This is a genomic window from Myxococcota bacterium (assembly GCA_035498015.1).
Taxonomy (GTDB): Bacteria; Myxococcota_A; UBA9160; order SZUA-336; family SZUA-336; genus VGRW01.
Window position 1 is genome coordinate 1 of record DATKAO010000013.1, and the last position, 24,034, is coordinate 24,034.

Sequence of the window (24,034 nt, forward strand, 5' to 3'; positions counted from 1 at the left end):
GCCGACGAGCCGGTCTCGTCGCTCGACGTGTCGATCCAGGCGCAGATCCTGAACCTGTTGCTCGAGCTGCAGCAGCGCTTCGGGCTCGCGTACCTGTTCATCTCGCACGACCTGCGGGTGGTGCGCCACCTGTCGCGGCGCGTGGCGGTGATGTATCTGGGCCGCGTGGTCGAGAACGCGCCGGCCGAGCGGCTCTACGAGCACCCGCAGCACCCCTATACGCAGGCGCTGCTGTCGGCGGTGCCCGTGCCCGAGCCGGGCGCGGGCCGGCGGCGCATCGTGCTGTCCGGCGACGTGCCGAGCCCGCTCGACCCGCCGTCCGGCTGTCCGTTCCACCCGCGCTGCCCCAAGGCGATCGAGCGCTGCTCGGTCGAGCGGCCGCGCTTGCGCGAGGTCGCGCCGAGTCATTTCTCGGCCTGTCACCTCGCTCCGTTCTGAGTCGTCACTGGAGGAGTCCCAAGACCATGCGCGTCGAATACGCCTTTGACCTGTCCACCGTCGACATTCCGTACTTCTCGGTCGAGAGCATGGAGGGGCCGGAAAAGCTGTTCCGGCTGGTCACGCTCGTGATGAACGTGCTCTACGTGCGGCCGCGGGTCGACGTGATCTTCCACAGCCCGAACCGGGACGACTTGCCCAAGAAGATCGCCGCGTTCGAGGCGATCGTGAAGAGCGCGCCAGCCGCGCCCGCGCTCGAGTTCCGCCAGGGCAACAACGGGTCACTCGGCTCGAGCTACTACTCGTGGGTCAGCATCCACTCCAGCGGTGGGCGCGGCGCAGGCTCTCCGCGATGACGTCGCGGCGCAGGGCGCCGGGCTCGTCGCCGGTCTCGCTCCCGGCGAGATAGGCGGCGAGCGCCCGCTCGCGCAGCGCGGCGGGCACGAGGTCGGGCAGGGCGGCGTTGAGCTGGGCCAGGTTCTTCACCCGGCGCCGGCGACTCACCCGCGCCGAGAAGCGCACGCGGCCGTAGTCCAGCAGCACGGCGGGCTCGCCCGGGCGCCACACCACGTTGTTGGCCTTCAGGTCGGCGTGGTAGACGCCGCGCCGGTGCGCCAGCGCGAGCAGGCCGCCCAGCGCGTCGGCCAGCTCGGCGCGCTCGAACTCCGTACTGCGCGCGAAGTCACTCTCCACCCAGTCGAGGAGCGTCGGGCCGCCGTCCGACATGACGAGCCAGGGGCCCGCCCAGGCGACGGGCGTGCACACGCCGATGCCGCGCGCGGCGAGCCCGTTGCCGCCCAGCCAGGCGCGCCGTGCCGCCGCGCGGCTCGGGAAGCGCTTGAGCACGAAGGGCGCGGCGCGGTAGAGCGCGCCGCCGGCGCTGGTCTTGAACGGCACGGCGTTCGCGCACGCGGCGAGCGCGCGCGCGAGTGACTCGGGGTCGGCGTCGCGGCGGCGGAAGCCGCTCTCGCCGGCGTGCGCGAAGGCGGTGAAGCCGCCGCTCTCCTGCAGGCAGCGCAGGCTGCGGCTGCGCCAGCGCCGCTGCGCGCGGCGGTCGCGCCAGAAGCGCACGGGCTCGAGCTCGGCGGGCAGCGGATCGAGCAGCGAGTAGGCGAAGAAGCCCAGCTCGCGGCGGCGCAGCACGCCCGGCACCCAGGGCAGGAAGCGCGCGCGCTGCAGGTCGAGAAAGATCACCGCGCCCTCGCGCAGCAACAGGTTCCCCAGGTGCAGGTCGTTGTGCAGCATGCCGCGCCGGTGCGCGTCGTCGAGCGCGCGCCGCAGGAGCGGCAGGTCGGCGCGCGCCGCCGGCCGCGCGCCCGCCTGCCAGCGCGTGGCGGTCCAGTCCGGGCCCACCGCCAGCGTGTCCGGCACGGGAATGCCGCGCGCGCGGGCGGCGGCCAGCGCGCCCGCTTCGCGCGCCGCGGTCTCCGGCCGGTCGAGGTAGACCTTCAGCACCGCGTCGCCGGCGCGCGCGGTGACGCGCGCGCGGTTGCGCTTCAGCACCTCGACACCGTCCGGTGTCACGCCGGTGCGCAGCTCCGCGGCGAGCTTCGCGAGCTCGGCCTCGCTCAACGGCGGCGCCGCTCCCACAGCGCCCACACCGCGTCGGCGTGCGCGGCCCAGGTGTGGCGCTCCGCGACGCGCCGCGCGGCGCCGCCCATCTCGCGCAGCCGCGCGGGGTCGTCGAGCGCGCGGAAGGCGGACGAGAAGTCGTCGGCGCACAGGAAGCCGCTCACGCCCGGCTCGACCAGCTCGGCGGCGCCGTTGTCGAGCGTGGTCGCGACCGGCACGCCCGCGGCCATGGCCTCGAGACAGGCGTTGGCGAACGGGTCGTAGCGCGTGGGCAGCACGAACAGGTCGGCGGCGGCGCACACTGCGGGCAGGTCGGGCCGGAGGCCCAGGAAGCGCACGCGCTCGCACACGCCCAGTGACTCGGCCTGGGCGCGGAACGGGCGCGCGTCGCCCGAGCCCGCCACGGCCAGCTGCGCCTTCACGCCCGCGCGGGCCAGGCCCGCGATCGCGCGGTCCAAACCCTTGCGCGCGAAGCCGCTGCCCGCGAACAGGGCGATCGGGCCGTCGGCCCCGAGCTCCGCGCGCAGCCGCGGCAGCGCCGCTTCGCGCAGGCGCGGGTGGAAGCGCTCGAGGTCGACGCCGTTGTAGATCACCTCGAGTCTCGCGGCCGGCACGCCGTGGCGGCGCGCGATCTCGTCCGCCGCGAAACGCGAGTTGCACAGCACGGTCTGGGTCGGGTCGGCGAAGGCCGCGCCCTCGATGGCCAGGATCACCGCGTGACGGGGCGAGAGCCGCCGCAGGGCAGGGCGCGCGTACACGCGCTCCATGTAGGCCGCGTGACTCCCGCCGCCCGCGCGGTACACCGTCTGGCGGCGCGTGCGCGAGTAGCCCTGCACCACGTCGAAGCCGCCTCGAGCCGCCGCGGCCGCCGTGCGGCGCGAGAACTCCAGAACGCGCAGCGGCTGCCAGAACGCCGGGCCGCCGAGTCTCTCCACGCGCACGCCGGGGGGCGGCTCGCCGACCGATTCCCGGCACAGCACCGTGAGACCGAGCGCTCGCCTGCCCAGCTCGCTCGCGAGCGCGAACGCGGCCGCCTCGACCCCGCCGGGGCCGGGCCGGAAGCTCTCGATCGAGATCGCCGCGCGCACCGCCCGAGAGTAGCCTGGCGACCGCGCGCAATCCCCACTAACTGATTCGCGCGGATGCGAACGCGCGGCGCGCTGCTCTCCCTCTTCGCGGTGCTCGCGACCGCCTGCCTGCGCGGCCAGGACCGCGCCCCCGCGCGCGTGCTGCGCATCAACCTCGAGACCGAGCCGCCCACGCTCGACTGGAACCTGGCCACCGACGGCGTGTCGATCGTGGCGATCGAGCAGCTCATGCGCGGGCTGACTCGGCTGGGCCCCGACCTCGTGCCGCAGCCCGATCTCGCAGAGAGCTGGCGGGTTTCGGACGACGGTCGCACGTACACCTTCAACCTGCGCCCGGGCGTCTTGTGGAGCGACGGCGTGCCGCTGCGCGCGCAGCACTTCGTGGACTCGTGGCAGCGGCTGCTCGATCCGAAGACCGCCGCCGAGTACGCCTACAGCCTGTTCGGCATCCACAACGCGCGCGCGTTCAACTCGGGTCAGCTCCGCGACTTCGCGCAGGTCGGCGTGCGCGCGCCCGACGACCGCACGCTCGTGGTCGAGCTCGACGCGCCGCTGGTCTACTTCCCGGCGCTGGTGAACTTCATGGTGACCTTCCCGCTGCGCGCGGACCTGGTCGCGCGCTTCGGCGAGCGCTGGACCGACCCGGGGAACCTGGTGACTCTAGGGCCGTTCGTGCTCGAGGAGTGGCGCCACGACTACCGGCTCGTGCTGCGCGCGAACGAGCGCTACTGGGCGGGCCGCCCGGCGCTCGACCGGATCTACGCGTACATGGTCACCGAGGGCAGCACGGCGCTGGTCCTGTTCGAGCAGGGTCTGCTCGACCTGGTGCGCATTCCGTCGCTCGAGATCCGCCGCTATGTGGGCCGGCCCGAGTATCTGCGCCAGCCGCTGCTGCGCGGCTACTACTACGGCTTCAACGTGAAGAAGCCGCCCTTCGACGACGTGCGCGTGCGCCGCGCGTTCGCGCTCGCGATCGACCGCTCGAAGTTCCCCGAGGTGCTGCGCGGCGGTGAGCAGCCCTGGCCCTCGTGGATCCCGCCCGGCATGCCCTACGCGAACCCCGCGCTCGGCCTGCGCTTCGATCCCGAGCGCGCGCGCTCACTCCTGCGCGAAGCCGGCGTCGACCCGGCCACGCTGCCGCCGGTCGCGATCGTCTACAACAACGACCAGACGCACAAGCTGGTCGCCGAGCTGGTGCAGGCGTTCTGGCGCGACAACCTGGGCGTGCGGGTCGAGCTCCAGAACCGCGAGTGGAAGGTGTTCCTCGCCGAGGTCACGCACGACCCGCCGGCGGTCTTCCGCATGGGCTGGGGCGCCGATTTCCCCGACCCCGACAACTTCATGAATCTCTTCACGTCCGAGAGCGAGAACAACCACACGCGCTGGGGGAATCACGCCTACGACGACCGGGTGGAGCGCGCGGCGCGCGAGCCCGATCCCGCGCGCCGCCAGGCGCTCTACGACGAGGCGCAGCGCATCCTCGTGGAAGAAGACGTGCCGATCGTGCCGCTGTTCGTGACCTCGGCGAACTTCGCGCTGCAGCCGCGGGTGCGCGGCTTCGTGCCCAGCCCCCTCGACCTGTTCTTCTTCGACCAGGTCCACACCGAGTGATTCGCCTGGCGCTCGGGCGCGCGGCAGCCGCCATCCCCGTGCTCTGGGCGGTGGCCACGCTGACGTTCCTGTTGCTGCGCTTCCTGCCCGGCGGGCCGTTCGACAAGGAGCGCAGCCTGCCGCCCGAGATCATGCGCAACCTCGCGCACCGCTACGCGCTCGACCGGCCCGTGAGCGAGCAGTACGCCGACTATCTCGAGCGCGTGGTGCGCGGCGACCTCGGGCCCTCGTACAAATACCTGGGCCGCGACGTGGCCGACATCGTGCGCGACGCCATGCCCGTGTCACTCGAGCTCGGCGGAGCGGCCTTCGTGCTCTCGCTCGCGGGCGGGATCGCGCTGGGGCTGGCCGCGGGCGCGCGGCGCGGCAGCGCGCTGGACCAGCTCGTGACCCTGGGGTCACTCGTGGGCGTGTCGGCGCCGAGCTTCGTGATCGGCGCCGGTCTGATCCTCTCGTTCGGCCTGGCGCTGCGCTGGCTGCCGGCCGGTCTCTGGGAGGGGCCGGCGCACGTGATCCTGCCGGCGCTCACGCTGGCGGCGCTGCCCATGGCCTACGCGGCCCAGCTCACGCGCACGCAGGTGCTCGAGGCGCTGGACCAGGACTGGGTGCGCACGGCGCGCGCGCTCGGCGTGCCCGAGGGGCGCGTGCGCCGGCGGCACGTGCTGCGCAACGCGCTGCTCGCCGTGATGACTTACTCGGGCCCGCTGCTCGCCAACCTGCTCACCGGCTCGTTCGTGGTGGAGCACATCTTCGCCGTGCCGGGCCTGGGCCGCTTCTTCGTGACCGCCGTCGCCAACCGCGACTACCCGCTCGTGCTGGGAGTCACTCTGGTGTACGCGGCCTTCGTGGTGCTCGCCAACCTGCTGGTCGACCTGGCCTACGCCTGGGCCGACCCGCGCATCCGCATCGGGGGCGGCCGGTGAGCCCTCGCGGCTGGGTGGGCGCCGGGCTGCTCGTGGTTCTCACGCTCTTCGCCGTGGCCGGAGACCGGGTCGCCGGCTACCGCTTCGACGCGCAGGACCCGGCCCACGCGCTCGAGCCGCCCTCGCGCACTCACTGGCTGGGCTGCGATGCGCTGGGCCGCGACCTTCTGGCGCGGCTGTGCGAGGGCGGCCGGGTGTCGCTCCTGGTCGCGGTGGGCGCCACCGCGCTCGCGATCGCGCTGGGGCTCGGCTACGGGGCGCTCTCGGGCTGGGTCGGCGGGCGGACCGACGCGCTGCTCATGCGCGTGATCGAGGTGCTGTACGCGCTGCCCGACGTGCTGGTGATCGTGCTCCTGATCGAGGTGCTGACGGCCGCCTTCGGCGGGCTGCCCGATCTCTTGCGGCGGCTGTTCGCGATCGCGGTGGCGCTCGGCTTCACCGGCTTCGTGGGCGTGGCGCGCCTGGTGCGCGCGCTGGTGCTCCAGGCGCGCGAGGAGACCTGGGTCGAGGCGGCGCGCGCGAGCGGGGCCGGACCGACCCGCATCCTGATGCGGCACGTGCTGCCCAACGTGGCGGCCCCGGTCTTGGTGAGCGCGGCGCTCCAGGTGCCGGCCGCGATCCGCGCCGAGTCGATCGTCTCGTTCATCGGCCTGGGCATCAAGCCCCCGTTCTCGAGCTGGGGCACGCTCGCGGCCGACGGCTTTGAAGCAATGCGCTCGTTCCCGCATCTGATCTTTTTTCCGTGCCTGGCGATCCTCGCTTCATTGCTCGGGTTTCATCTGCTGCGGGAGGCGCTCCAGGAAAGACTCGATCCGCGCCGGCGGCCGTGAAAGTGTCTTGAACGGGCACTCTTCCGGGATAAACTCCCGCGCGCCCATGATCCGTTCGAGGAGTCGCCCGTGATCCAAGCGCGAGCACTGACCAAACGTTACGGCGGACTGACTGCCATCCAGAACGTGTCGTTCGAGATCGCCAAGGGCGAGGTGGTCGGCTTCCTGGGCCCCAACGCCGCGGGCAAGACCACCACCATGCGCATCCTGACCGGCTACATCCCGGCCTCCTCGGGCTCGGTCTCGGTGGGCGGCTTCGACGTGGCGCTCGACCCGCGCTCGGCCAAGCGAGTCACCGGCTATCTGCCCGAGACACCGCCGCTCTATCCCGAGATGCTCGTGCACGAGTATCTCCACTACGCGGCGACCCTGCACGACGTGCCGCGCGGCGAGCGCCGCGACAAGGTGGCGCGCGCGATCGCCTCGTGCGGGCTCGAGGCGGTGAGCGAGCGCGTGATCCGCACGCTCTCCAAGGGCTACCGCCAGCGTGTCGGCCTGGCGCAGGCGATCGTGCACGACCCGGCGGTGCTGATCCTGGACGAGCCGACCGCGGGCCTCGACCCGATCCAGATCGACGAGATCCGCAAGCTGATCACGCGGCTCGCGGACGAGCAGGGCCGCACGGTCATTCTCTCCACCCACATCATGGGCGAGGTCCAGGCCATCTGTAAGCGCGTGCTGTTGATCGCCTTCGGCAAGCTGCGGCTCGACGCCGCGCTCGACGCGTTGCAGGCCCAGGGCTCGCTCGAGCAGATGTTCCTGAGCGAGGTCGAGAAGGCCAAGCGCGAGGAGCTGGGTGGCGCAGCGGAGGGTTCGGCGTGAGTCACGTATTCGCCATCTGCGGGCGCGAGCTGCGCTCCATGTTCACCACGCCGGACGCCTACGTGCTGATCGGCGTCTACATGTTCTTCGCGGGCTTCGTGTTCTTCTTCAGCCTGGGCTCGTTCATCCTGGCCATCCAGCAGATCCAGGCGCTGGGCGCGACCCAGTATCTCGAAGAGTGGAACCTGCAGGACAAGGTGGTCGCCGACTCGCTCTCCACCTTCTCGATCCTGCTGGGCATCGTGGTGCCGCTTTTGGCCATGCGCGGCTTCGCCGCCGAGCGCGCGACCGGCTCGATCGAGCTCTTGCTCACCAGCCCCATCACCAGCGCCGAGATCGTGATCGGCAAGTTCCTGGCGATCGCGATCCTGCTCGCGGTCGTGACCGCGCTGACCAGCCTGTTCGTGGCGCTGCTCTTCCTGTACGGGAACCCGGAGGTCTGGCAGACCCTGTCGGGGCTGCAGATCCTGTTCCTGTACGCGCTCGCGATCGCCGCGATCTCGAGCTTCGTCTCGTCGCTCACGCGCAGCCAGATCGTCGCGGGGATCCTGGGCATCGTGATCTCGATCCTGCTGCTCTTCCTGCCCGTGGCGGGCTACTTCTCGCAGAGTGAGACGCTGCGGAACCTGTTGATCTGGCTCGGCCCCAACACGCACCTCGAGCCGGCGCTGCGCGGCGACGTGCGCTCCGAGGACCTGGCCTACTTCGCGATCGTGGTCGTGGCCTTCCTGTCGCTCGCGCGGGCCGCGGTCGACTCACTGCGCTGGAGCTGACCCGCGATGGATGCGTTGTACGGCGTCGTCGGTGCGGTGCTCCTGGCCTTCGGGCTGATCGGCCTGTTCGCGGCGGCGGCGCCCGCGATCGTGGGGCTGCACCTGGTGCTGGGCGGCGGGCTCCTGGCGCTGGCAGGCCTGCGCAGCTTCCGGCGCGTGGCCGAGGCCATGGGCACCTCGAACGCCCGCATCGGCGCGAACTCACTCGTGCAGGCGCTGGTCGCGCTCGTGATCTGCGGGCTGCTCGGGTATCTCACCGTGCGCCACCCGGTGCACTGGGACTGGACCGAGGCCAAGGAGCACACGCTGGCGCAGGGCTCGCTCGACACGATCGCCGCGATCCCGAAGGACGGTCAGCTCGACCTGTACGCGTTCTTCCCGCGCGGCGCCGAGGGCCCGGCCAAGACACTGCTCGAGCAGTACCAGTACGCGGGTCAGAAGGCCGACCGCAAAGTCACGCTGAACTGGTTCTCGCCCACCGAGCACCCGGATCTCGCGCAGCGCTTCCAGGTCGCGAGCACCTCGGGCATGGTCGTGGTGTGCTCCGGGCCGTGCGACACGGCCAAGGGCACGGTCAAGGTCACCGACTTCACCGAGCAGGCGCTGACTCGCGCCGTGCGCCAGGTGCTGTCGTCGAAGAAGAAGATCTACTTCCTGCAGGGCCACGGCGAGGCCGACCCCGAGGACCGCAAGGGCCCGGGCGCGGCGGGCGTGAAGGGCGGGCTCGAGGACGAGAACGCCACCGTCGAGTCACTCGTGCTCACGGGCGCGAAGGACATCCCGGCCGACGCCGATGCCGTGATCGTCGCGGGTCCGGACCACGCGCTGTCCGACGGCGAGCTCGCGATCCTGGACGCGTATTTGAAGCGCGGCGGGGCGCTCCTGGTGGCGCTCGATCCGGCGGTGGAGACCCACCTCGAAGGCCAGCTCAAGGCCTGGGGCATCGACGCCGGCCCCGAAGTCGTCGTGGAGCAGCAGCTCCAGCTCTTCGCCGGGCCGTCGATCGGCGTGCAGATCGTGGTGCAGAAGTACGGCGCGCACGCGATCACCGAGAAGCTCAACGCCCAGACCCCGACCATGTTCCGGCTGGCGCGGCCGGTGCGGCGCGCCGAGGGCAGCGAGGCCAACGTGACCGAGCTCGCGCTGACCAGCCCCGAGAGCTGGGCCGAGTCCGACGTGAAGGACCTTCTGGCCTCGAAGCCCGTGTCACTCGACCCCACCAAGGACCGCGCGGGCCCGCTCGCGCTCGCGGTGGCGCGCGAGTTCGCCCCGTCCGACGGCGCCAAGCGCGGCGGCCGGCTGATCGTGGTGGGTGACTCGGACTGGCTGCGCAACCGCTACGTGACCGAGGTCTTCAACGCCGACCTGTTCCTGAACATGACCGGCTGGCTCACGGGCTCGGAGCAGTTCGCGACCATCGACCGCAAGCGCCCGCGCGCCGCCACGGTGAATCTCACGCTGGAGCAGTTCGCGAACTTCCGCTTCCTGGCGCTGTTCGCGTTGCCGGAGCTGATCCTCTTGCTCGGGGTGCTGAATTGGTGGCGCCGGAGGGCCTGAGGTGAGCTCGCGCTGGACCTTCGCCCTGGTGGCGCTCGCCGCGGCGCTCGGCGCCTGGGTGTACTTCGGCGAGGTGCGCGGCGACGTGCGCAAGCAGGAGCGCGAGACCGCGGAGAAGCACGTCTTCGGCGTGGAGTCGGCGAAGGTCACCGCGCTCGAGCTGCCGCTCACCGACAACCGCACCGCGCGCCTCGAGCGCGACGGCCAGAACGGCTGGAAGCTCGAGTCGCCCGTGGCGTATCCGGCGGACCCCGACGCCGTCGAGCGCGCGCTGCACGTGCTCGCGAACGTGCAGTCGACCGCGTCGATCTCGCCCGTGCCGAGCGACCTTTTGCCCTTCGGGCTCGGGCCCGCGGGTCAGACCGTGCGCGTGTTCACCGGCCCGGGCGAGCCGCAGACGCTCAGCGTGGGCCGGCCCACGCCGGTGGGCGGCGGGCGCTACCTGTCGGTGGGTAGTGACTCCGGGCGCATCTTCACGGTCGCGGCGGGCGACGTGTTCGGGCTCATGCCCGCGCTCGTCGACTTGCGCGACAAGCGGCTCACGCGGCTCTCGGCCGGCGCGGTCGACGACGTGACCGTGCGCTCCGGGGGCCAGCTCGTGGCGCGCGTGAAGCGGGCCGAGTCGAACTGGCTCCTGGTCGAGCCCCAGCCCGCGCCCGGCGACGTGGAGAAGATCCAGCGCATGCTCGACGAGCTCTCGATGGCGCGCGCCACCGACTTCGCCGACACGCCCGACGCGGCGGCCACCGCCTCGCTGCAGAATCCGGAGCTCGAGATCGTGCTGCACACGCCGGAGCGCGAGGAACGGCTGGCGTTCGGGCGTGCGGGCGACAAGACCTGGCTCGAGCGCGCGGGCGACCCGGTGCTGCTCGCGGTGAGTCCCGCGGCGGTGTCCGCCGTTCCCGCCAAGACCTTCGACTACCGCGCGAAGCGCGTGCAGACGCTCGAGAGCGACCAGGTGAAGGCGCTCGAGCTGACCTGGCCGCGCGCGGGAGTCACGCATCGCTTCGAGCTCGCGGAGAGCGACTGGAAGTCGGCCGAGCCGGGCGTGGAGCTCAAGCCCTTGAAGGTCGAGGACATGCTCTTGGCCGTGGCGCGGCTCGACGCCACGGGCATCGAGCCTTCGGGCGCCGACCGGAAGGCGCTCGGCCTCGATCCGCCGGCGGTCACGATCCGCGCGCTCGACGCGCAGGGCAAGGAGCTGGGCGCGCTGTCCCTGGGCGACGCGTCCCCCGACCGCGGCCTGCCCGCAGTGTCTTCGCAGAGCGGCGACGTGTGGCGCGTCTCGAACGACCTCGGCGGAACGGTGCCGCTGTCTGCGGAGGCCTACACGAACATGTTCGTGAAGGTGACCCCGACGCAGGCCGCGCCCCCTGCCGCACAAGCTAGCCCGGAGAAGTAGTCAGGGTCCCGAGCATCGCGTCGTGAATGCGTCCGTTGCTGGCCACCACGCGCGTGCCCGAGGCGGGTGCGGGGCCGGCGTCGAAGTCACTGACGCGTCCGCCGGCCTCCTCGACCAGGAGCAAGCCCGCGGCGACGTCCCACGGCGCCAGGTGGAGCTCCCAGTAGCCGTCGAAGCGGCCGCAGGCTACGTAGGCGAGGTCGAGCGCCGCCGAGCCCGCGCGCCGGATGGCCTGCGCCGTGCCGATGAAGCGCTCGAAGTAAGTCAGGTTCGGCGTGCGCTTCTGGTGCACGTCGTAGGCGAAGCCGGTGGCCAGCAGGGCGCGCCGCAGCTCGCTCACTTCCGAGACGCGCACCGGCTTGCCGTTCAGCTCGGCGCCGCGCCCGGCTTCGGCCGAGAACAGCTCGTCGCGCATCGGGTCGTAGACCACGCCCACGGCGCGGCGGCCGTCGACCTCGACGCCGATCGAGATCGCGAAGTGCGGAAAGGCGTGCGCGTAGTTGGTGGTGCCGTCGAGCGGGTCGACGATCCAGCGCACGCCGCTCGAGCCCGACTCGGCCTGACTCTCCTCGGTGAGCAGGGCGTCGTGCGCGCGCGCAGCGCGGATGCGCTCGCGAATCAGCCGGTCGAGCGCCTGGTCGACGTCGGTCACCAGGTCGATCTCACTGGTCTTGGTGCGGATCGTGCGCGGGTCGTGGAAGCGCTCGCGCGCGATGCCGCCGGCCTCGCGCGCGATCGCGGTCGCGAGCTCGCGCAGCTCTCTCATGCGCCCGGCCCGAGCCGGAAGCGCGCGCGCGCCCGCTCGGCGGTCGCCGCGCCGATCTCGTCGGCGGAGCGGCCGTGCAGCTCTGCCAGCGTCTCGACCACGCGCGCGACCCACGCCGGCTCGTTGCGCCGGCCGCGATGCGGCGCCGGCGCGAGCAGCGGCGTGTCGGTCTCGACCAGGAGTCGCTCGAGCGGCAGCTGGCGCGCGACCTCGCGCAGCTCGTCCGCGTTCTTGAAGGTCAGGATGCCCGAGAAGCTGATGTCGAAGCCGCGCGCGAGACACTCGCGCGCGAACGGCAGGTCGCCGGTGAAGCAGTGGATCACGCCGCCGCAGCGCTCCGCGCCCTCGCGGTCGAAGATCTCGACCAGCTCCTCGAACGCGTCGCGCTGGCCCTGCGCCGGCCGCACGTGGATCACGAGCGGACGTTCGGCCGCGCGCGCGATGCCGATCTGCGCGGCCAGCGCCGCGCGCTGCGCGTCGCGCGGCGAGTGATCGTAGAAGTAGTCGAGCCCGCACTCGCCGACGGCCACCACGCGCGGGTGCGCGAGCCAGCCGTCGAGCGCGGTCGCGGCGAGCTCGCTCCACTGGTCCGCGTCGTGCGGGTGCACGCCGACCGAAGCCCACACGCCGCGCTGCTCGTCGGCGAGCATGACTGCGCCGGCGTTGGCACCCACGCCGTAGCCGGCGCCGACCGCGATCATGCCCTCGACCCCCGCCTCGCGCGCGCGCGCGATCATGGCGGGCGCGTCGGCGAGCAGCTCCGGCGCGCCGATGTGCGCGTGACTGTCGAAGAGTCTCACGAGCGCAGCTCGAGCAGCAGCGACTCGACCAAGAGCTGGGGGTTCAGGTTGCGCCGCTCGAGCTCGAGGCGCGCGGCGGAAGCCGACTCGAACGCGCGCAGCCAGCGCTCGAGCGCGCGCGTCTCGCCCGCGGCCGCGGCCGCTTCGGCGCGCGCGCGCGCGAACGCCGACTGCACGTCGATGAACGCGCGCGCCTGGTCGCGCCCGGCGTCGCCCGGGCGCCGGAAGCCCTCGGCGAAGTCGAGGATCTCGGTCACGCTGAGTGAGTCGACCCGTTCCAAGAGCGCCTTCGTCTCGCGCGCGTCCGCCAGCGACTCTTCGGCCCAGGCGCGCGCCGCCGCGGGGCTCGCCCCGCCGAGCTGGCTGGCGAGCGCGGCGTCGTCCGCGGGCATGCCCTCGGCTTCGAGCGCCGCTGCGATCTCACGTTCGCCGGCGCGCGGGAAGCGCACGCGCACCGTGCGCGAGCGCAGGGTGCGCGGCAGCGCCTCGGGCGCGGCAGTCACGAGCAGCAGCACCGTCGCCGGCGGCGGCTCCTCGAGCGTCTTGAGCAGCGCGTTCGCGGCCTCGACCCGGAGTCTCTCGGCGTCGGCGATCAGCCCCACGCGGCGCCCGCGCTCGTTGGCCACGAGCGACAGCGCCGCCCGCAGCTCGCGCACGGCGTCGACCTTGATCCACGCGCCGTCGACCTCGACCCGGTGCAGGTCCGGGTGCGCGCCCGTCGCGAACAGCCGGCAGTCGTGACACGTCCCGCACGGCCCGGCCGCGGCCGCCGGCGCGCCCTTGCACAGCAGCAGCTGTGCAAACCAGAGCGCCGTCTCGAGCTTGCCCGTGCCGGGCGGTCCGTCGAACAAGTACGCGCTGTGGACCTTCCCGGTCCCGCGCGCGCGCGCCAGCTCCGCCCGGATCTCGCCGCTTCCGCCTGCCGCCATCAGCGGCCGGCAGCATAGCGCCCGAGTCGATGGAGATCTCAAGGATCCGGCGCGCGCTCCGATACGGCCCCAAGGGACGACGACCTCGAGGAGTACGGCGCACATGGCGTTCAATGACTTCCGCAAGACCAAGGACGAGCCCGGCAAGGCGCCGATGACCAACGCCGGTGGCGTGGGCGCGCTGACCGCGTTCATCGACCAGGGCTCGGAGTTCTCGGGCAAGCTCAACTTCAAGGACACGGTCCGCATCGACGGCCGGTTCGAAGGCGAGATCGCGAGTGAGAACACGCTGATCGTGGGCGAGAGCGGCTCGGTCACCGCCACGATCAAGTCGCAGATCGTGATCATCTCGGGTGAGGTCCACGGCGAGATCAACGCCGGCGGCCAGGTCGTCCTGCACAAGACGGCGCGGGTCGACGGCAACATCCACTCGCCGCGGCTGGTCGTGGAAGACGGCGCGGTGTTCACGGGACGCATCGAGATGGGTGCCGTGAAGCCCGCGAAGAGCGTCCCGCCGACCAAGGATTCGTCCGCGCCGAAGATGCTCTAGGCCCGGGCGCGCTCAGATCAGAACGGCAGTGACTCCCGGGACCCGCGCGCGCAGCGCGGGCTCCAGCACCAGCCGGCGCGTCATCTCGCGCGCGGGGCAACGCGCGCAGGCGCCTTGCAGCTCGAGGCGCACGAGCCCGTCCTCGGTCACCGAGATCAGCTCGGCGTTCCCGCCGTCGGCCACCAGCCCGGGCCGGACCACGTCGAGCGCCTTGCGCACGGTCTCGGGGCGCAGGTCCGCGTTGATCTGGCGGGACCCATCTCCTAGGCTTCCGGCCATGCGCGTGCGCGTGCTCCTGTTCGCGGCCCTGCGAGAAGCGGTCGGCGAGAAGACACTGGAGCTTGAGCTGCGCGCGCACGCCACGCTGGCCGACGCGCTCGCGCAGCTCGAGTCGCAACATCGCGAGCTGGCACGCTATGGCGGGCGGCTGCTGGTGGCCCTGAACGAGCAGCGCGTGCCGCGCACGGCGGAGCTTCACGACGGCGACGAGATCGCGCTGCTGCCGCCCGTGTCGGGCGGGTCCGAGCGCGCCTGGATCGACTCCGCGCCGCTGTCACTCGACGCGCTCGTGCGCGAGGTGAGCGGCCCCGAGATGGGCGGGCTCGTCACCTTCACCGGCGTAGTGCGCAACCACGCGCGCGGTGAGTCGATCGACCACCTGGAGTACGAGGCGTACGCGCCCATGGCCGAGAAGGAGCTGCGCAAGATCGTCGCGGCCGCGCGCGAGCGCTGGCCGCACGTGCGCCTGGCCGTCTCGCACCGCGTCGGGCGGCTGGCGATCGGCGACGCCGCGGTGATGATCGCCGCCGCCGGGCCGCACCGCGCCGAGGCCTTCGAGGCCTGCCGCTTCGCCATCGACCAGCTGAAGAAGAGCGTGCCGATCTGGAAGAAGGAGTTCGCGAGCAGCGGCTCCTACTGGGTCGAGGAGAACCCGTGAGCGGGAGCGCGCCGGCCGAGCACCGCGCGTACGCGCCCAAGAGCGTGGGCTGCGCCGTGCTCACGGTGAGTGACTCGCGCAGCCTGGAGACCGACTCCTCGGGCCAGGCGATCCGCGCCGCGCTCGAGGCCGCGGGTCACCGCGCCGTGCGCCACGAGATCGTGCCCGACGAGCTCGAGACGATCCGGCTGGCCGTGCTGCGCGCGCTCGCGCAAAAGAGCGTCGACGCCGTGATCGCCACCGGCGGCACGGGTGTCTCGCCGCGCGACGTCACGCCCGAGGCGATCGAGCCGCTGTTCGAGAAGCCGCTGGCGGGCTTCGGCGAGCTGTTCCGCGTGCTGTCGTTCCAGGAGATCGGCGCCGCGGCGCTGCTGTCGCGCGCGGCCGCGGGCACGACCGGCGGCAAGGTCGTGTTCGTGCTGCCCGGCTCGTCCGGGGCCGTGAAGCTCGGCATGGAGCGGCTGATCGTGCCCGAGCTGGCGCACTTGGTGGGCCAGCTGCGCCGCAGCGACGCCCCGGCTTCAGGGCACGACAAACACGCCCGAAAATAGAGGGTGACCTCGCGACTCCTGCGCCACCTCGGACTCGCGCTCCTGTTCCTGTGTGTCGCCATCATCCTGCCGAGCGAAGTCTCGGTCTGGGTGGACGGGCAGGGGAACACTTGGCTCACCGACTCCGAGCACAGCCCGGCGGCGGGCGCCGAGCGAGTCACGCCCGAGGAGCTGTCGATCCGCTGGGACGGCAAGGTGACGGGCGAGCCGCTGCCCAAGGGCGTGCGCTCCGGGGACGACGACGACCGCTACCTGTCCGAGGTGCGCACGGCGCGCGCCGACGCGCAGCGCGGCAACATGGAGCTCGCCCTGCGCGCGCTGCGCCGCCTGCAGCGCGAGCATCCGGCGCGGCCCGAGGCGCCGCTCCTTTTGGCGCAGATCGAGCGCCACCGCGGCCGCTACGAGCCCGCGCGCGACGCGCTCGACGCGGTGCTGAGCACCGCGTCGCACATGCCCCAGGCCTGGCGCGACGCGGCCGAGCGCGAGCGGGCCGAGATCGGCGAGGAGCTGGCGCTGGCCAAGGCCAAGGACGGCGAGACCTGGCAGACGCGCTCGGTCGACTCCAGTCACTTCCGGCTCACCTACGACCACCAGTTCGCGGGCCGCGAGTACGGCGAGCAGGTGATCGACGTGCTGGAGCAGGCGCGCGCCGCCATGCTGCGCACGCTGGGGCGCGAGCTGCGCCAGCCGCTCGAGGTGCAGCTGTACACGCGCGCGCACTATCTCGAGGCGTACCAGCACCGCTTCGGCTTCGCGACCGTGGGCTTCTACGACGGCGCGATCCACGTGGTGTCGGCGCAGCGTCCGCGCAACGAGCTGTATGCGCTGCTGGTCCACGAGTACGTGCACGCGCTGTTCAAGGACGCCGTGGGCTCGCACCAGCCGTTCTGGCTGAACGAGGGCATCGCCGTCGCCGAGGAGGAGCGCGCGCGCGGCCGGCCGCAGCTCTCGCGCGAGGAGTGGCGCAGGCTGCTCGACTCACTGCGCGAGGAGAGCTGGATCCCGCTCGACTCGCTGGTGCAGGGCTTCTCGGGCGTGCAGGGCAGCCGCGCGCTCCTGGCCTATCTCGAGTCGCGTGCCGCGATCGAGCACATCACGGCCGCGCACCCGCGCGCGATCGCGGGCCTGCTCGACCGCTGCGCCACGGGCGAGACCTGGCAGGCGGCGCTCCTGGCCGAGACCGGCTGGACGCCGCAGTCACTCGAGCGCTCGCTGCAGGAAGACGTGCGCTCGCGCTTCCCCGAGGACCCGCTCGCCGCCGGCAGCGCGCCCGAGTAAGATCGCGGGCCGGAGGTGCGCGCGATGGACCCCGCGCCGGGCATCCTGGCTCTCTGGGCTGCGTTCACGGCGAGCCACATCGGGCTGTCGAGCGCGCGCCTGCGCCCGCGGCTGGTGGCGGCGCTCGGGCCGCTCGGCTTCCAGGCGCTCTACTCAGTGATCGCGCTCGCGATCTTCGTGCCGCTGATCCGGCTCTACTTCGTGAACAAGCACGCGGGGCCGCCCTTGTGGCAGATCCCGCGCGGGCCCGCGCTCACCTGGACGGTGTATCTCGGCATGGCCGTGGCGTTCGTGCTGCTCGCGTCGAGCTTCCTGCAGCCGAGCCCCGCGGGCATGGCGCCCGCCAGCCTGACACCGCGCGGTGTACAGCGCATCACGCGCCACCCGCTGGTGATGTCGTTCGTGGTGTTCGCGGCGGTGCACCTGTTGCCCAACGGCTACGCCTCGGACGTGGCGTTCTTCGGCGGCTTCGTGGCCTTCGCGCTGCTGGGCGCCGCGCACCAGGACCGGCGCAAGATCGCGACCGGGCCGGAAGGCTACGCGGCCTTCGTGCGCGCCACGCCGTTCGTGCCCTTCACCGGCCGCGAGACGCTGCGCGGCCTGCGCGAGCTGGCGCCGCTGGCACTGGTCGCCGGCATCGGGGCGGCGCTCGTCGTGCGCTATTTCCACGCGAGCTGGTTCGGCGGCAATCCATGACCGATGGCGGTGATGAGGCTCAGCCCTCGGGCGCCCAGTAGTCGAAGTCGACCAGGTTCGCCTTCAGAAACTCGCGCAGGTTGTCCACCAGCTTCTTCTCGATCTGGCGCACGCGCTCGCGCGTGAGTCCGAAGTCGTCGCCGATCTCCTGCAGCGTGCGCGGCTCGTCGGCCAGGATGCGCTGGCGCAGGATCGCCGACTCACGCGGGTCGAGGTCGACCGCGAAGCGCTCGACCTGCTCGCGGAAGGCGCGCCGCATGTCCTGGTCGGCCACGGGGTCGGCCTCGCGCGCGTCTTCGCCCGCGACCGCCTCGCCGAAGGTGCCGCCGCCCGGGTCGTCGCGCCGCGCGGGCGCGTCCATCGACAGGTCGCCTTGCGCGAGCCGGTGCTGCAGGTCGACCACCTCGGGCTCGCGCACGCCGAGCTTCTCGGCGAGCAGGGCGGGAGTGACTTCGCGGCCTTCCTGCACGAGCTCGCGGCGCGCGCGCGAGAGCTGGAAGAACAGCTTGCGCTCGGCGCGGCTCGAGCCGACCCGCACCATGCGGATGTTGTCGATCAGATACTTCAGGATGTACGCGCGGATCCAATACGAGGCGTAGGACGAGAGCTTCACGCCGCGGTCGGGGTCGAAGCGCTTCACGCCCTGCAGGAGGCCGACGTTCCCTTCTTGGATCAGGTCGAGCAGGTTCGTCCACACGCGGCGATACTCGAGCGCGATCTTCACCACCAGGCGCAGGTTCGAGAGCACGAGCTTCTGCGCGGCCTCGGCGTCGTTCGCGCCGTGCACCTTGCGCGCGAGCTCGAGCTCCTCCTCGCGCGACAGGAGCGGGTACCTCGCGACCTCGGCGAAGTAGCGCTGGAGTGTGTCGCGCGGATAGGCGTCGAGCGACGGCGCGGGCGCCGGCACCGGGAGCCGCGTGTTCGCCGCAGGGCCGTCGGGCTCCGCTGCGGGAGCCGGCTCCGAAGTCCGGGGGGTCTCCGAAGCCGGGGGGTTCTTCGCCGCGCGCTTGCGCGTACGGGGCCGAGGCGGCTTGCTCACGCCTGCAAAAGTACCCCGCCGCGGGCGGTCTGTCGGGCGGGCGCCGGGCTTACTTTTTCTTCAGCGACATCACGTACTTGATGACGGACCAGCGGTCGGCCTCGGGGATCACCGCGCCCCAGGGGGCCATGAGCGGCGAGCCGCCCTTCGCCGCGGCGCCGCCGGTGACGACCTCGAAGTGCGCGCGCGGCGTGTCGCCGTACTTGAACTTGCCTTCCTGGAAGTTGCGCGGCGGCGGGTTCAGCGTCTTGCCGACCGGTCCGTCGCCCAGGCCCTGCGGACCGTGACAGGTCACGCAGTACTGCTGGAAGATCTGGGCACCCTTGGCCATGTCGGCCTTCGCCACTTCCGCGGAGCCGTCGTCCGCGGCGCGAGCCAGGCCGGCGAGCGCGAAGAGCACGAAGACGGACAAAGCGACGAAACGAGAGCGCATTTTCGATTCCCCTCGTGAAAAAGCGGCGCGGAGCTTACGGGCCGCGCCCCCCCGTGTCAAAGCAACCTTCTGCTGCGGTCTCAACCGCCGCTCTCACTTCCAGTTTCGCGCCAGGTCCACGAGCAGGCGCACGCCGAAGCCGGTCGCGCCCTTGGCGTAGTAGGGCGTCTCCTTGGTGGTCCACGCGGTGCCGGCGATGTCGAGGTGCGCCCAGGGGACTTCACCCACGAAGTGAGACAGGAACGCGGCCGCGGTCGACACGCCGGCGTTGCGCCCGCCCGTGTTCACGATGTCGCCGAACGTGCCCTTGATCGCGGCCTTGTGTTCGTCCCAGAGCGGGAGCGGCCAGGCGCGCTCATGAGTCGCCTCGCCCGCGTCGCGCACCTTCTCGGCCAGCTGCTCGTCGTTGCCCAGCACGGCGCAGCACACGTCGCCCAGCGCCACGAGACACGCGCCGGTGAGCGTGGCCAGGTCGATGATGGCGTCGGGCTCGAAGGTGGTGGCGTAGTGCAGCGCGTCGGAGAGCACGATGCGGCCCTCGGCGTCGGTGTTCAGCACCTCGATGGTCTTGCCGCGCGCGCTCGTGATCACGTCGCCCGGCACGTAGGCGTTGCCGTCGGGCATGTTCTGCGCGGCGGCGACCAGGCCCACCGCGTGCACGGGAAGCTTCAGGTCGGCGATCGCGCGCAGCGCGCCGATCACCGCGGCCGCGCCCGACATGTCGTGCTTCATCTCGTCCATGTTCGCGGCGGGCTTGATCGAGATACCGCCCGAGTCGAACGTGATGCCCTTGCCGACGAACACCAAGGTCGGCCTTCGGCGCGCGCCCTTCGCCGCCTTCTTCGGCGCGGCGCCGTACTCGAGCGCGATCAGGCGCGGCGGGTTGGCGCTGCCGCGTCCGACTGCGAGGATGCCGGCCATCTTCTCGCGCGCGAGCTCCTTCTCGCCGAACACGGTGACTTTCAGCCCGTGCGAGCGCGCGAGCTTGCGCGCCTCGGCGGCGAGATACTCGGGCGTGCAGGCGCCGCCCGGCTCGTTCGACAGGTCGCGCGCCAGGTTCGCGGACTCGGACACGAGCTTCCCGAAAGCGGCGCCGCGGCGCAGCGCGGTCACCTGGCGCGCGTCGGCGGCGAGCAGGGTGACCCGCGCGAGCTCGGTCGGCTTGTCGTTCCCGGTCTTGTACTTGTCGAAACGGTAGGCGCCCAGCACCAGCCCCTCGGCGAGCGCCTGCGCGGCGGCCTCGGGAGTGACTCGCCGCAGCGCCGGCACGGCGACCGACGCCGCCTCGGCCTTGGCGCGCGCCAGCGCCTTGGCGGCGCGCCCGCCGGCAGCGCGCAGGGCCTCGGCGCTGGCATGCTTCTCGTCGCCCAGACCGATCAGCACCACGCGCTTGGCTGCGATCCCCGCCACGGGCAGTGAGACGAGCTCGCCGGCCTTGCCCGTGAAGTCACCCGCCGCCCACACCCGCGCGCACAGGCCGCCGAGCGCCTCGTCGAACGCGCGCAGGGCGCGCGGCGGCGCGTCGGCCTTGGTGAGCGGAATCACGACCGCGTCGCCGGTGGCGGCGGCGAGGTCCTTGCGCGAGACGTCGAGCTCCATGCATCCCCCTTTGTGCAATGCGGCAGCGGCGCGCGACAGCGTAGCGCGGCCGGCGCGAACTTCCGTTGACGCTCCCCCCCGTTCTCACTAGCTTCCGTCGGCCCCGAGAGCTCCGTCCCTGAGCTCGCGTACTTCTCCCCTGGGGTCCGCCGAATGCTCGACTACATCCTGGGCTCCAGTCCGATCGTCTCTGCGGTGCTTTTGATCCTGATCCTCGCGTCGGTCTCGTCGTGGGCGATCATGATCATGAAGTTCCGTGAGTTCCGCGCCGCGGAGCGAGACACCGAAGACTTCGTCGAGGCCTACCTCGAGAGCCCGCTCGAGAACGCATACGAGGTGGCGCGCAAGCACCCGTCGAGCCCGCTCGCCACGGTGTTCCGCGCGGGCTACACGGAGCTCGCTCGGCTCGAGAAGCTGCAGGCCGGCAGCAACCGGGTCACTCGCGACCAGGTCGAGGGCGTGATCAGCCGCCTGGGCTGGATCCGCGGCGAAGAGGTGCACCGGCTCGAACGCGGGCTCTCCTTCCTGGCCACGATCGCGAGCTCGGGCCCGTTCGTGGGCCTGTTCGGCACCGTCGTGGGCATCATGAATTCGTTCCAGCAGATCGGCGCCATGCAGTCGGCCAGCCTGGCGGTGGTCGCGCCGGGCATCGCCGAGGCGCTGGTCGCCACCGCCTTCGGGCTCGCGGCCGCGATCCCGGCCGCGGTCGGATACAACTACACGAGCGCGCGCCTGAACCGGCTCGCGGCCCGGCTCGAGACCTTCGGCGCCGAGTTCGCCGAGGTCCTGCGCCGCACGGCGCACCGCGCGGCATGAACGTCGCCGACGGCCGCGGCGGGCGGCGGCAGCTGTCCGAGATCAACGTGACTCCGTTCGTCGACGTGATGCTCGTGCTGCTGATCATCTTCATGGTGACTGCGCCACTGATGGAGCAGGGCATCGACGTGAACCTGCCCAAGACCCAGTCCAAGGGCCTGCGCACCGACCAGCAGCCGCTGGTGGTCACCGTGAAGCGCGATGGCCAGATCTTCGTCCAAAGCTCGCAGGTGCCGATCGATCAGCTGGCCGGCAAGCTGCAGGCGATCTTCGAGACACGCGGCGACCACCTGGTCTACCTGCGCGCGGACGAGAAAGTGGCCTACGGAATCGTGGCGAAGACACTCGCGATCCTGCGCGGCGCCGGCGCGACCGGAATCGGCATGGTGACCGAGCCCGAGGCGTGAGCTCCTTCTACGTACCGGTCGAGAGCCTGCTGGAGAGCCGCGCCTTCCGGCGGCTGCTCGTGCTCTCGCTGGTCGGGCACGTGCTCGTGTTCGCGGCCCTGGTGCTGCGGCCCTCGCGTCACGGCGAGCGGATCGCCTCCGCGCCCGTGATGGTGCAGGTGGTCCAGATGCCCAAGACCGCGCTGCCCAAGCCCGCGCCGCCGGCCGCCAAGCCGCCGCCGCCCAAGCCCGAAGCCAAGCCGCCCGAGCCCCCGCCGCCGCCGCCGAAGCCGGTGGTGAAGGAGATCGTGATTCCCAAGGAGCCCGCGCCGCTGCCCGCAAAGCCCAAGCCGGCTCCGCCGGTCGAGACCAAGCCGAAGACCCCGCCGCCCAGCGCCGAGGAGCTCCTGGCCAAGATGACCGAACGGGTCGAGGCCCAGGAAGCCGCGAAGGCGCCGCCGGCGACCGAGCCGCAGCCCGATGCGCCCGCCGCCGCCGTGCCCTCGCCGGGCCGCTTCGACCCGGTGTACTCGCCCTGGATCGCCAAGGTGAAGTCGTGGATCAACGCCAACTGGACCGGTGCGAGCGTGTGCACCGCGCAGTCGCTCTTCGACGTCGACATCGGCCCGGACGGCAAAGTGACTCGCGTGGTGCTCACGCAGTCCTCCGGCGACCCGCACTGCGACGACACCGCCTACCGCGCGATCACCAAGTCGAGCCCGCTGCCGCCGCCGCCGCGCGCGGCGACCTACGAGCTCGGCATGGACCCGAAGGAAGTCGCACAGTGAGTCGCGTCGTCCTGGGCCTGGTGGCGGCGCTCGCCGTCGCGCGCCTGGCCCCCGCGCAGAAGATCCGCATCGACGTGAACGCGCCGCAGAAGCCGATTCCCGTGGCGGTGCAGCGCTTCGCGGGCACGGCGCCGCTGCCCGACGACTTCTACGGCCCGCTCGTGGCCGGCCTCGAGTACTCGAGCCTGATCGTGCACGTGAACCCCGAGGCCTTCCTCGAGTCACGCGACACCAAGGACGTCGAGTCCGCCGGCATCCCGTGCGACAGCTGGAAAGGCATCGGCGCCGAAGGCCTGGTGCAGGGCGAGGTGCGCGAGCAGCAGGGCAAGCTGCAGGTGCGCTACCGCGTCTGGGACACCATCCGGTGTCGGCCGCTGGGCGATCTGGCCTTCCGCGAGCGCGACAAGAACGAGCTGCCGATGCTCGCGCACCTGGTGGCCGACGACATCGTGGCGCGCTTCACCGGCCGGCGCGGCGTGTCGTCGACGCAGATCGCCTTCGTGTCGGACAACGGCCGCAAGAACAAAGAGATCTGGCTGATGAACGCCGACGGCACGAACAAGCTGCGGCTCACCAACAACGGCTCGATCAACCTGTTCCCCGGCTGGTCACCCGACGCCAAGACGCTGGTCTACACCTCGTTCAAGGGCGGGCTGTCCGAGCTGTATCTCCTGTTCCGCGGCACGCGGCCGGGCGTCAAGCTGATCCAGACCCGCGACGACAAGTACCGCGGGGTGTGGGCGCCCGACGGCGAGTCACTCGCCGTGGTGGTGAGTCGCCAGGGCAACACCGACATCTGGAGCGTCGCCCCGAGCGGCAAGGACCCCAAGCGCATCACCGAAGACCGCGCGATCGAGTCTTCGCCCGCTTGGTCGCCCGACGGCCGCAAGCTCGCATTCGTGTCCGATCGCACGGGCAGCCCGCAGATCTTCGTGAAGGACCTGGCATCGGGCGAGGAGAAGCGACTCACTTACAGCGGCGACTACAACGCGAGCCCGGCCTGGTCGCCCACGGGCGAGTGGATCGCCTACGCGGCGCAGGCCGGAAACGACTTCGACATCTACCTGATCACGCCCGATGGCAGCTTCACGCAGCCGCTGGTCGCCAACACCCGCAGCGACGAGGACCCGGCCTGGTCGCCCGACGGCCGGAAGCTCGCCTTCAGCTCCAACCGCCGCGGGCGAAAGGAGATCTACCGCGTGGACGTGAACGGTGAGAACACGGTCCTGTTGACCGACGGCGGGGGCAACTGCACGAACCCCGCCTGGTCGCCGTGGCTCGAGTAGCGGGCCAAAGGCGCAGAATTTCTTGCAAGTTCGGGGATTCCCCGTTAGAGAATGCACCGGTTTTCGGGGGTTGTTCCCGATTTGCGATCGGTGCGCTGGATCACTGAATCGGAGCTTCGTAGTTCCGCTGCAAGGTCCTGGCGAGACGTGCGAGAAGAGGAGGG

27 protein-coding genes are annotated in these 24,034 nt (G+C 71.8%); 18 read left to right on the plus strand and 9 right to left on the minus strand.

Features of this window, described 5'->3' with window-relative positions:
• A partial coding sequence (locus VMR86_00805) for an ABC transporter ATP-binding protein (GenBank protein ID HTO05572.1) occupies positions 1-438 on the plus strand: 438 nt, incomplete at its 5' end.
• Between the two features lie 26 nt (positions 439-464).
• Complete coding sequence (locus tag VMR86_00810; protein HTO05573.1) at positions 465-794, plus strand: hypothetical protein; 330 nt, start codon at positions 465-467, stop codon at positions 792-794.
• Here VMR86_00810 and VMR86_00815 read toward each other — a convergent pair.
• Positions 748-2,010, minus strand: coding sequence for a phosphotransferase (locus VMR86_00815; protein ID HTO05574.1), 1,263 nt, complete (start codon positions 2,008-2,010; stop codon positions 748-750). The two genes, VMR86_00810 and VMR86_00815, sit on opposite strands and share 47 nt — an antisense overlap.
• Positions 2,007-3,098 carry a glycosyltransferase family 4 protein gene (locus VMR86_00820; protein HTO05575.1) on the minus strand — a complete coding sequence of 364 codons (1,092 nt, stop codon included), beginning with the start codon at positions 3,096-3,098 and terminating at the stop codon, positions 2,007-2,009. Before VMR86_00820 ends, VMR86_00815 begins: the two co-directional genes overlap by 4 nt.
• Positions 3,099-3,152: 54 nt before the next feature.
• Between VMR86_00820 and VMR86_00825 the strand changes: the two genes are divergently transcribed.
• From VMR86_00825 to VMR86_00855, 7 genes are all read left to right on the plus strand, one after another.
• Positions 3,153-4,709: a peptide ABC transporter substrate-binding protein gene (locus VMR86_00825; protein HTO05576.1), complete on the plus strand. Its 1,557-nt coding sequence runs from the start codon at positions 3,153-3,155 to the stop codon at positions 4,707-4,709.
• Complete coding sequence (locus VMR86_00830) at positions 4,706-5,632, plus strand: ABC transporter permease (protein HTO05577.1); 927 nt, start codon at positions 4,706-4,708, stop codon at positions 5,630-5,632. The genes VMR86_00825 and VMR86_00830 overlap by 4 nt, the downstream gene beginning before the upstream one ends.
• Entirely contained in the window at positions 5,629-6,462 is an 834-nt protein-coding gene (locus tag VMR86_00835; GenBank protein HTO05578.1) for an ABC transporter permease, read from the plus strand. The genes VMR86_00830 and VMR86_00835 overlap by 4 nt, the downstream gene beginning before the upstream one ends.
• A gap of 69 nt (positions 6,463-6,531) precedes the next feature.
• Positions 6,532-7,284, plus strand: a complete 753-nt coding sequence (locus tag VMR86_00840) for an ATP-binding cassette domain-containing protein (protein HTO05579.1) — start codon at positions 6,532-6,534, stop codon at positions 7,282-7,284.
• A complete protein-coding gene (locus VMR86_00845) occupies positions 7,281-8,057 on the plus strand; it encodes an ABC transporter permease (GenBank protein HTO05580.1) in 777 nt (258 codons plus the stop codon). The genes VMR86_00840 and VMR86_00845 overlap by 4 nt, the downstream gene beginning before the upstream one ends.
• A gap of 6 nt (positions 8,058-8,063) precedes the next feature.
• Positions 8,064-9,614 (plus strand): GldG family protein, encoded by a 1,551-nt coding sequence (locus tag VMR86_00850; protein ID HTO05581.1) that lies wholly within the window; start codon positions 8,064-8,066, stop codon positions 9,612-9,614.
• Position 9,615: 1 nt separating this feature from the next.
• Positions 9,616-11,016, plus strand: a complete 1,401-nt coding sequence (locus tag VMR86_00855; GenBank protein ID HTO05582.1) for a DUF4340 domain-containing protein — start codon at positions 9,616-9,618, stop codon at positions 11,014-11,016.
• Here the strand turns inward: VMR86_00855 and VMR86_00860 are convergent.
• Genes VMR86_00860 through holB form a run of 3 tightly spaced genes read right to left on the minus strand, consistent with a single transcriptional unit; the run spans position 11,000 to position 13,511 of the window.
• Positions 11,000-11,782 (minus strand): inositol monophosphatase family protein, encoded by a 783-nt coding sequence (locus tag VMR86_00860; protein HTO05583.1) that lies wholly within the window; start codon positions 11,780-11,782, stop codon positions 11,000-11,002. The two genes, VMR86_00855 and VMR86_00860, sit on opposite strands and share 17 nt — an antisense overlap.
• Complete coding sequence (locus VMR86_00865; GenBank protein HTO05584.1) at positions 11,779-12,582, minus strand: TatD family hydrolase; 804 nt, start codon at positions 12,580-12,582, stop codon at positions 11,779-11,781. Before VMR86_00865 ends, VMR86_00860 begins: the two co-directional genes overlap by 4 nt.
• Positions 12,579-13,511 carry a DNA polymerase III subunit delta' gene (gene holB, locus VMR86_00870; GenBank protein ID HTO05585.1) on the minus strand — a complete coding sequence of 311 codons (933 nt, stop codon included), beginning with the start codon at positions 13,509-13,511 and terminating at the stop codon, positions 12,579-12,581. The genes VMR86_00865 and holB overlap by 4 nt, the downstream gene beginning before the upstream one ends.
• A gap of 103 nt (positions 13,512-13,614) precedes the next feature.
• On the opposite strand from holB, the gene VMR86_00875 reads away from it, so the two are divergent.
• A complete protein-coding gene (locus VMR86_00875; GenBank protein ID HTO05586.1) occupies positions 13,615-14,061 on the plus strand; it encodes a polymer-forming cytoskeletal protein in 447 nt (148 codons plus the stop codon).
• Between the two features lie 12 nt (positions 14,062-14,073).
• Here VMR86_00875 and VMR86_00880 read toward each other — a convergent pair whose 3' ends face one another.
• Entirely contained in the window at positions 14,074-14,340 is a 267-nt protein-coding gene (locus VMR86_00880) for a NifU family protein (protein HTO05587.1), read from the minus strand.
• Here VMR86_00880 and VMR86_00885 point away from each other — a divergent pair.
• The 4 genes from VMR86_00885 to VMR86_00900 are packed head-to-tail and all read left to right on the plus strand — an operon-like array spanning position 14,339 to position 17,523.
• Positions 14,339-14,998 carry a MoaD family protein gene (locus VMR86_00885; protein HTO05588.1) on the plus strand — a complete coding sequence of 220 codons (660 nt, stop codon included), beginning with the start codon at positions 14,339-14,341 and terminating at the stop codon, positions 14,996-14,998. The two genes, VMR86_00880 and VMR86_00885, sit on opposite strands and share 2 nt — an antisense overlap.
• Complete coding sequence (locus VMR86_00890; protein HTO05589.1) at positions 14,995-15,549, plus strand: molybdopterin-binding protein; 555 nt, start codon at positions 14,995-14,997, stop codon at positions 15,547-15,549. The genes VMR86_00885 and VMR86_00890 overlap by 4 nt, the downstream gene beginning before the upstream one ends.
• Before the next feature lie 3 nt (positions 15,550-15,552).
• A complete protein-coding gene (locus tag VMR86_00895) occupies positions 15,553-16,827 on the plus strand; it encodes a tetratricopeptide repeat protein (GenBank protein ID HTO05590.1) in 1,275 nt (424 codons plus the stop codon).
• A gap of 24 nt (positions 16,828-16,851) precedes the next feature.
• Entirely contained in the window at positions 16,852-17,523 is a 672-nt protein-coding gene (locus tag VMR86_00900; GenBank protein HTO05591.1) for an NnrU family protein, read from the plus strand.
• 19 nt (positions 17,524-17,542) lie between these two features.
• Here VMR86_00900 and VMR86_00905 read toward each other — a convergent pair whose 3' ends face one another.
• The 3 genes from VMR86_00905 to VMR86_00915 all read right to left on the minus strand — a co-directional run bounded on the left by VMR86_00905 (position 17,543) and on the right by VMR86_00915 (position 20,594).
• Positions 17,543-18,430, minus strand: coding sequence for an RNA polymerase factor sigma-32 (locus VMR86_00905; protein HTO05592.1), 888 nt, complete (start codon positions 18,428-18,430; stop codon positions 17,543-17,545).
• A 181-nt stretch (positions 18,431-18,611) separates the two neighbouring features.
• Positions 18,612-18,995 carry a c-type cytochrome gene (locus tag VMR86_00910; protein HTO05593.1) on the minus strand — a complete coding sequence of 128 codons (384 nt, stop codon included), beginning with the start codon at positions 18,993-18,995 and terminating at the stop codon, positions 18,612-18,614.
• A gap of 93 nt (positions 18,996-19,088) precedes the next feature.
• Positions 19,089-20,594: a leucyl aminopeptidase gene (locus VMR86_00915; GenBank protein HTO05594.1), complete on the minus strand. Its 1,506-nt coding sequence runs from the start codon at positions 20,592-20,594 to the stop codon at positions 19,089-19,091.
• A gap of 153 nt (positions 20,595-20,747) precedes the next feature.
• On the opposite strand from VMR86_00915, the gene VMR86_00920 reads away from it, so the two are divergent.
• From VMR86_00920 to VMR86_00935, 4 genes are read left to right on the plus strand one after another with little or no spacing between them, the layout of a single operon-like run.
• Positions 20,748-21,410: a MotA/TolQ/ExbB proton channel family protein gene (locus tag VMR86_00920; protein ID HTO05595.1), complete on the plus strand. Its 663-nt coding sequence runs from the start codon at positions 20,748-20,750 to the stop codon at positions 21,408-21,410.
• The gene (gene tolR, locus VMR86_00925) at positions 21,407-21,817 is read left to right on the plus strand and encodes a protein TolR (GenBank protein ID HTO05596.1); all 411 of its coding nucleotides are present in this window, start codon (positions 21,407-21,409) and stop codon (positions 21,815-21,817) included. The genes VMR86_00920 and tolR overlap by 4 nt, the downstream gene beginning before the upstream one ends.
• Positions 21,814-22,584, plus strand: a complete 771-nt coding sequence (locus tag VMR86_00930; GenBank protein HTO05597.1) for a TonB family protein — start codon at positions 21,814-21,816, stop codon at positions 22,582-22,584. Before tolR ends, VMR86_00930 begins: the two co-directional genes overlap by 4 nt.
• On the plus strand, positions 22,581-23,870 hold the full coding sequence (locus VMR86_00935; protein ID HTO05598.1) for a Tol-Pal system beta propeller repeat protein TolB: 1,290 nt from the start codon (positions 22,581-22,583) through the stop codon (positions 23,868-23,870). The genes VMR86_00930 and VMR86_00935 overlap by 4 nt, the downstream gene beginning before the upstream one ends.
• Positions 23,871-24,034: the final 164 nt, after the last annotated feature.

Bases quoted from the DNA above. Each gene is read 5' to 3' on its own strand.
- VMR86_00810 (HTO05573.1), top strand. From the start codon at position 465: ATGCGCGTCGAATACGCCTTTGACCTGTCCACCGTCGACATTCCGTAC.
- VMR86_00825 (HTO05576.1), top strand. From the start codon at position 3,153: ATGCGAACGCGCGGCGCGCTGCTCTCCCTCTTCGCGGTGCTCGCGACC.
- VMR86_00850 (HTO05581.1), top strand. From the start codon at position 8,064: ATGGATGCGTTGTACGGCGTCGTCGGTGCGGTGCTCCTGGCCTTCGGG.
- VMR86_00860 (HTO05583.1), bottom strand. From the start codon at position 11,782: ATGAGAGAGCTGCGCGAGCTCGCGACCGCGATCGCGCGCGAGGCCGGC.
- holB (HTO05585.1), bottom strand. From the start codon at position 13,511: ATGGCGGCAGGCGGAAGCGGCGAGATCCGGGCGGAGCTGGCGCGCGCG.
- VMR86_00875 (HTO05586.1), top strand. From the start codon at position 13,615: ATGGCGTTCAATGACTTCCGCAAGACCAAGGACGAGCCCGGCAAGGCG.
- VMR86_00885 (HTO05588.1), top strand. From the start codon at position 14,339: ATGCGCGTGCGCGTGCTCCTGTTCGCGGCCCTGCGAGAAGCGGTCGGC.
- VMR86_00880 (HTO05587.1), bottom strand. From the start codon at position 14,340: ATGGCCGGAAGCCTAGGAGATGGGTCCCGCCAGATCAACGCGGACCTG.
- VMR86_00900 (HTO05591.1), top strand. From the start codon at position 16,852: ATGGACCCCGCGCCGGGCATCCTGGCTCTCTGGGCTGCGTTCACGGCG.
- VMR86_00910 (HTO05593.1), bottom strand. From the start codon at position 18,995: ATGCGCTCTCGTTTCGTCGCTTTGTCCGTCTTCGTGCTCTTCGCGCTC.
- VMR86_00915 (HTO05594.1), bottom strand. From the start codon at position 20,594: ATGGAGCTCGACGTCTCGCGCAAGGACCTCGCCGCCGCCACCGGCGAC.
- VMR86_00920 (HTO05595.1), top strand. From the start codon at position 20,748: ATGCTCGACTACATCCTGGGCTCCAGTCCGATCGTCTCTGCGGTGCTT.
- tolR (HTO05596.1), top strand. From the start codon at position 21,407: ATGAACGTCGCCGACGGCCGCGGCGGGCGGCGGCAGCTGTCCGAGATC.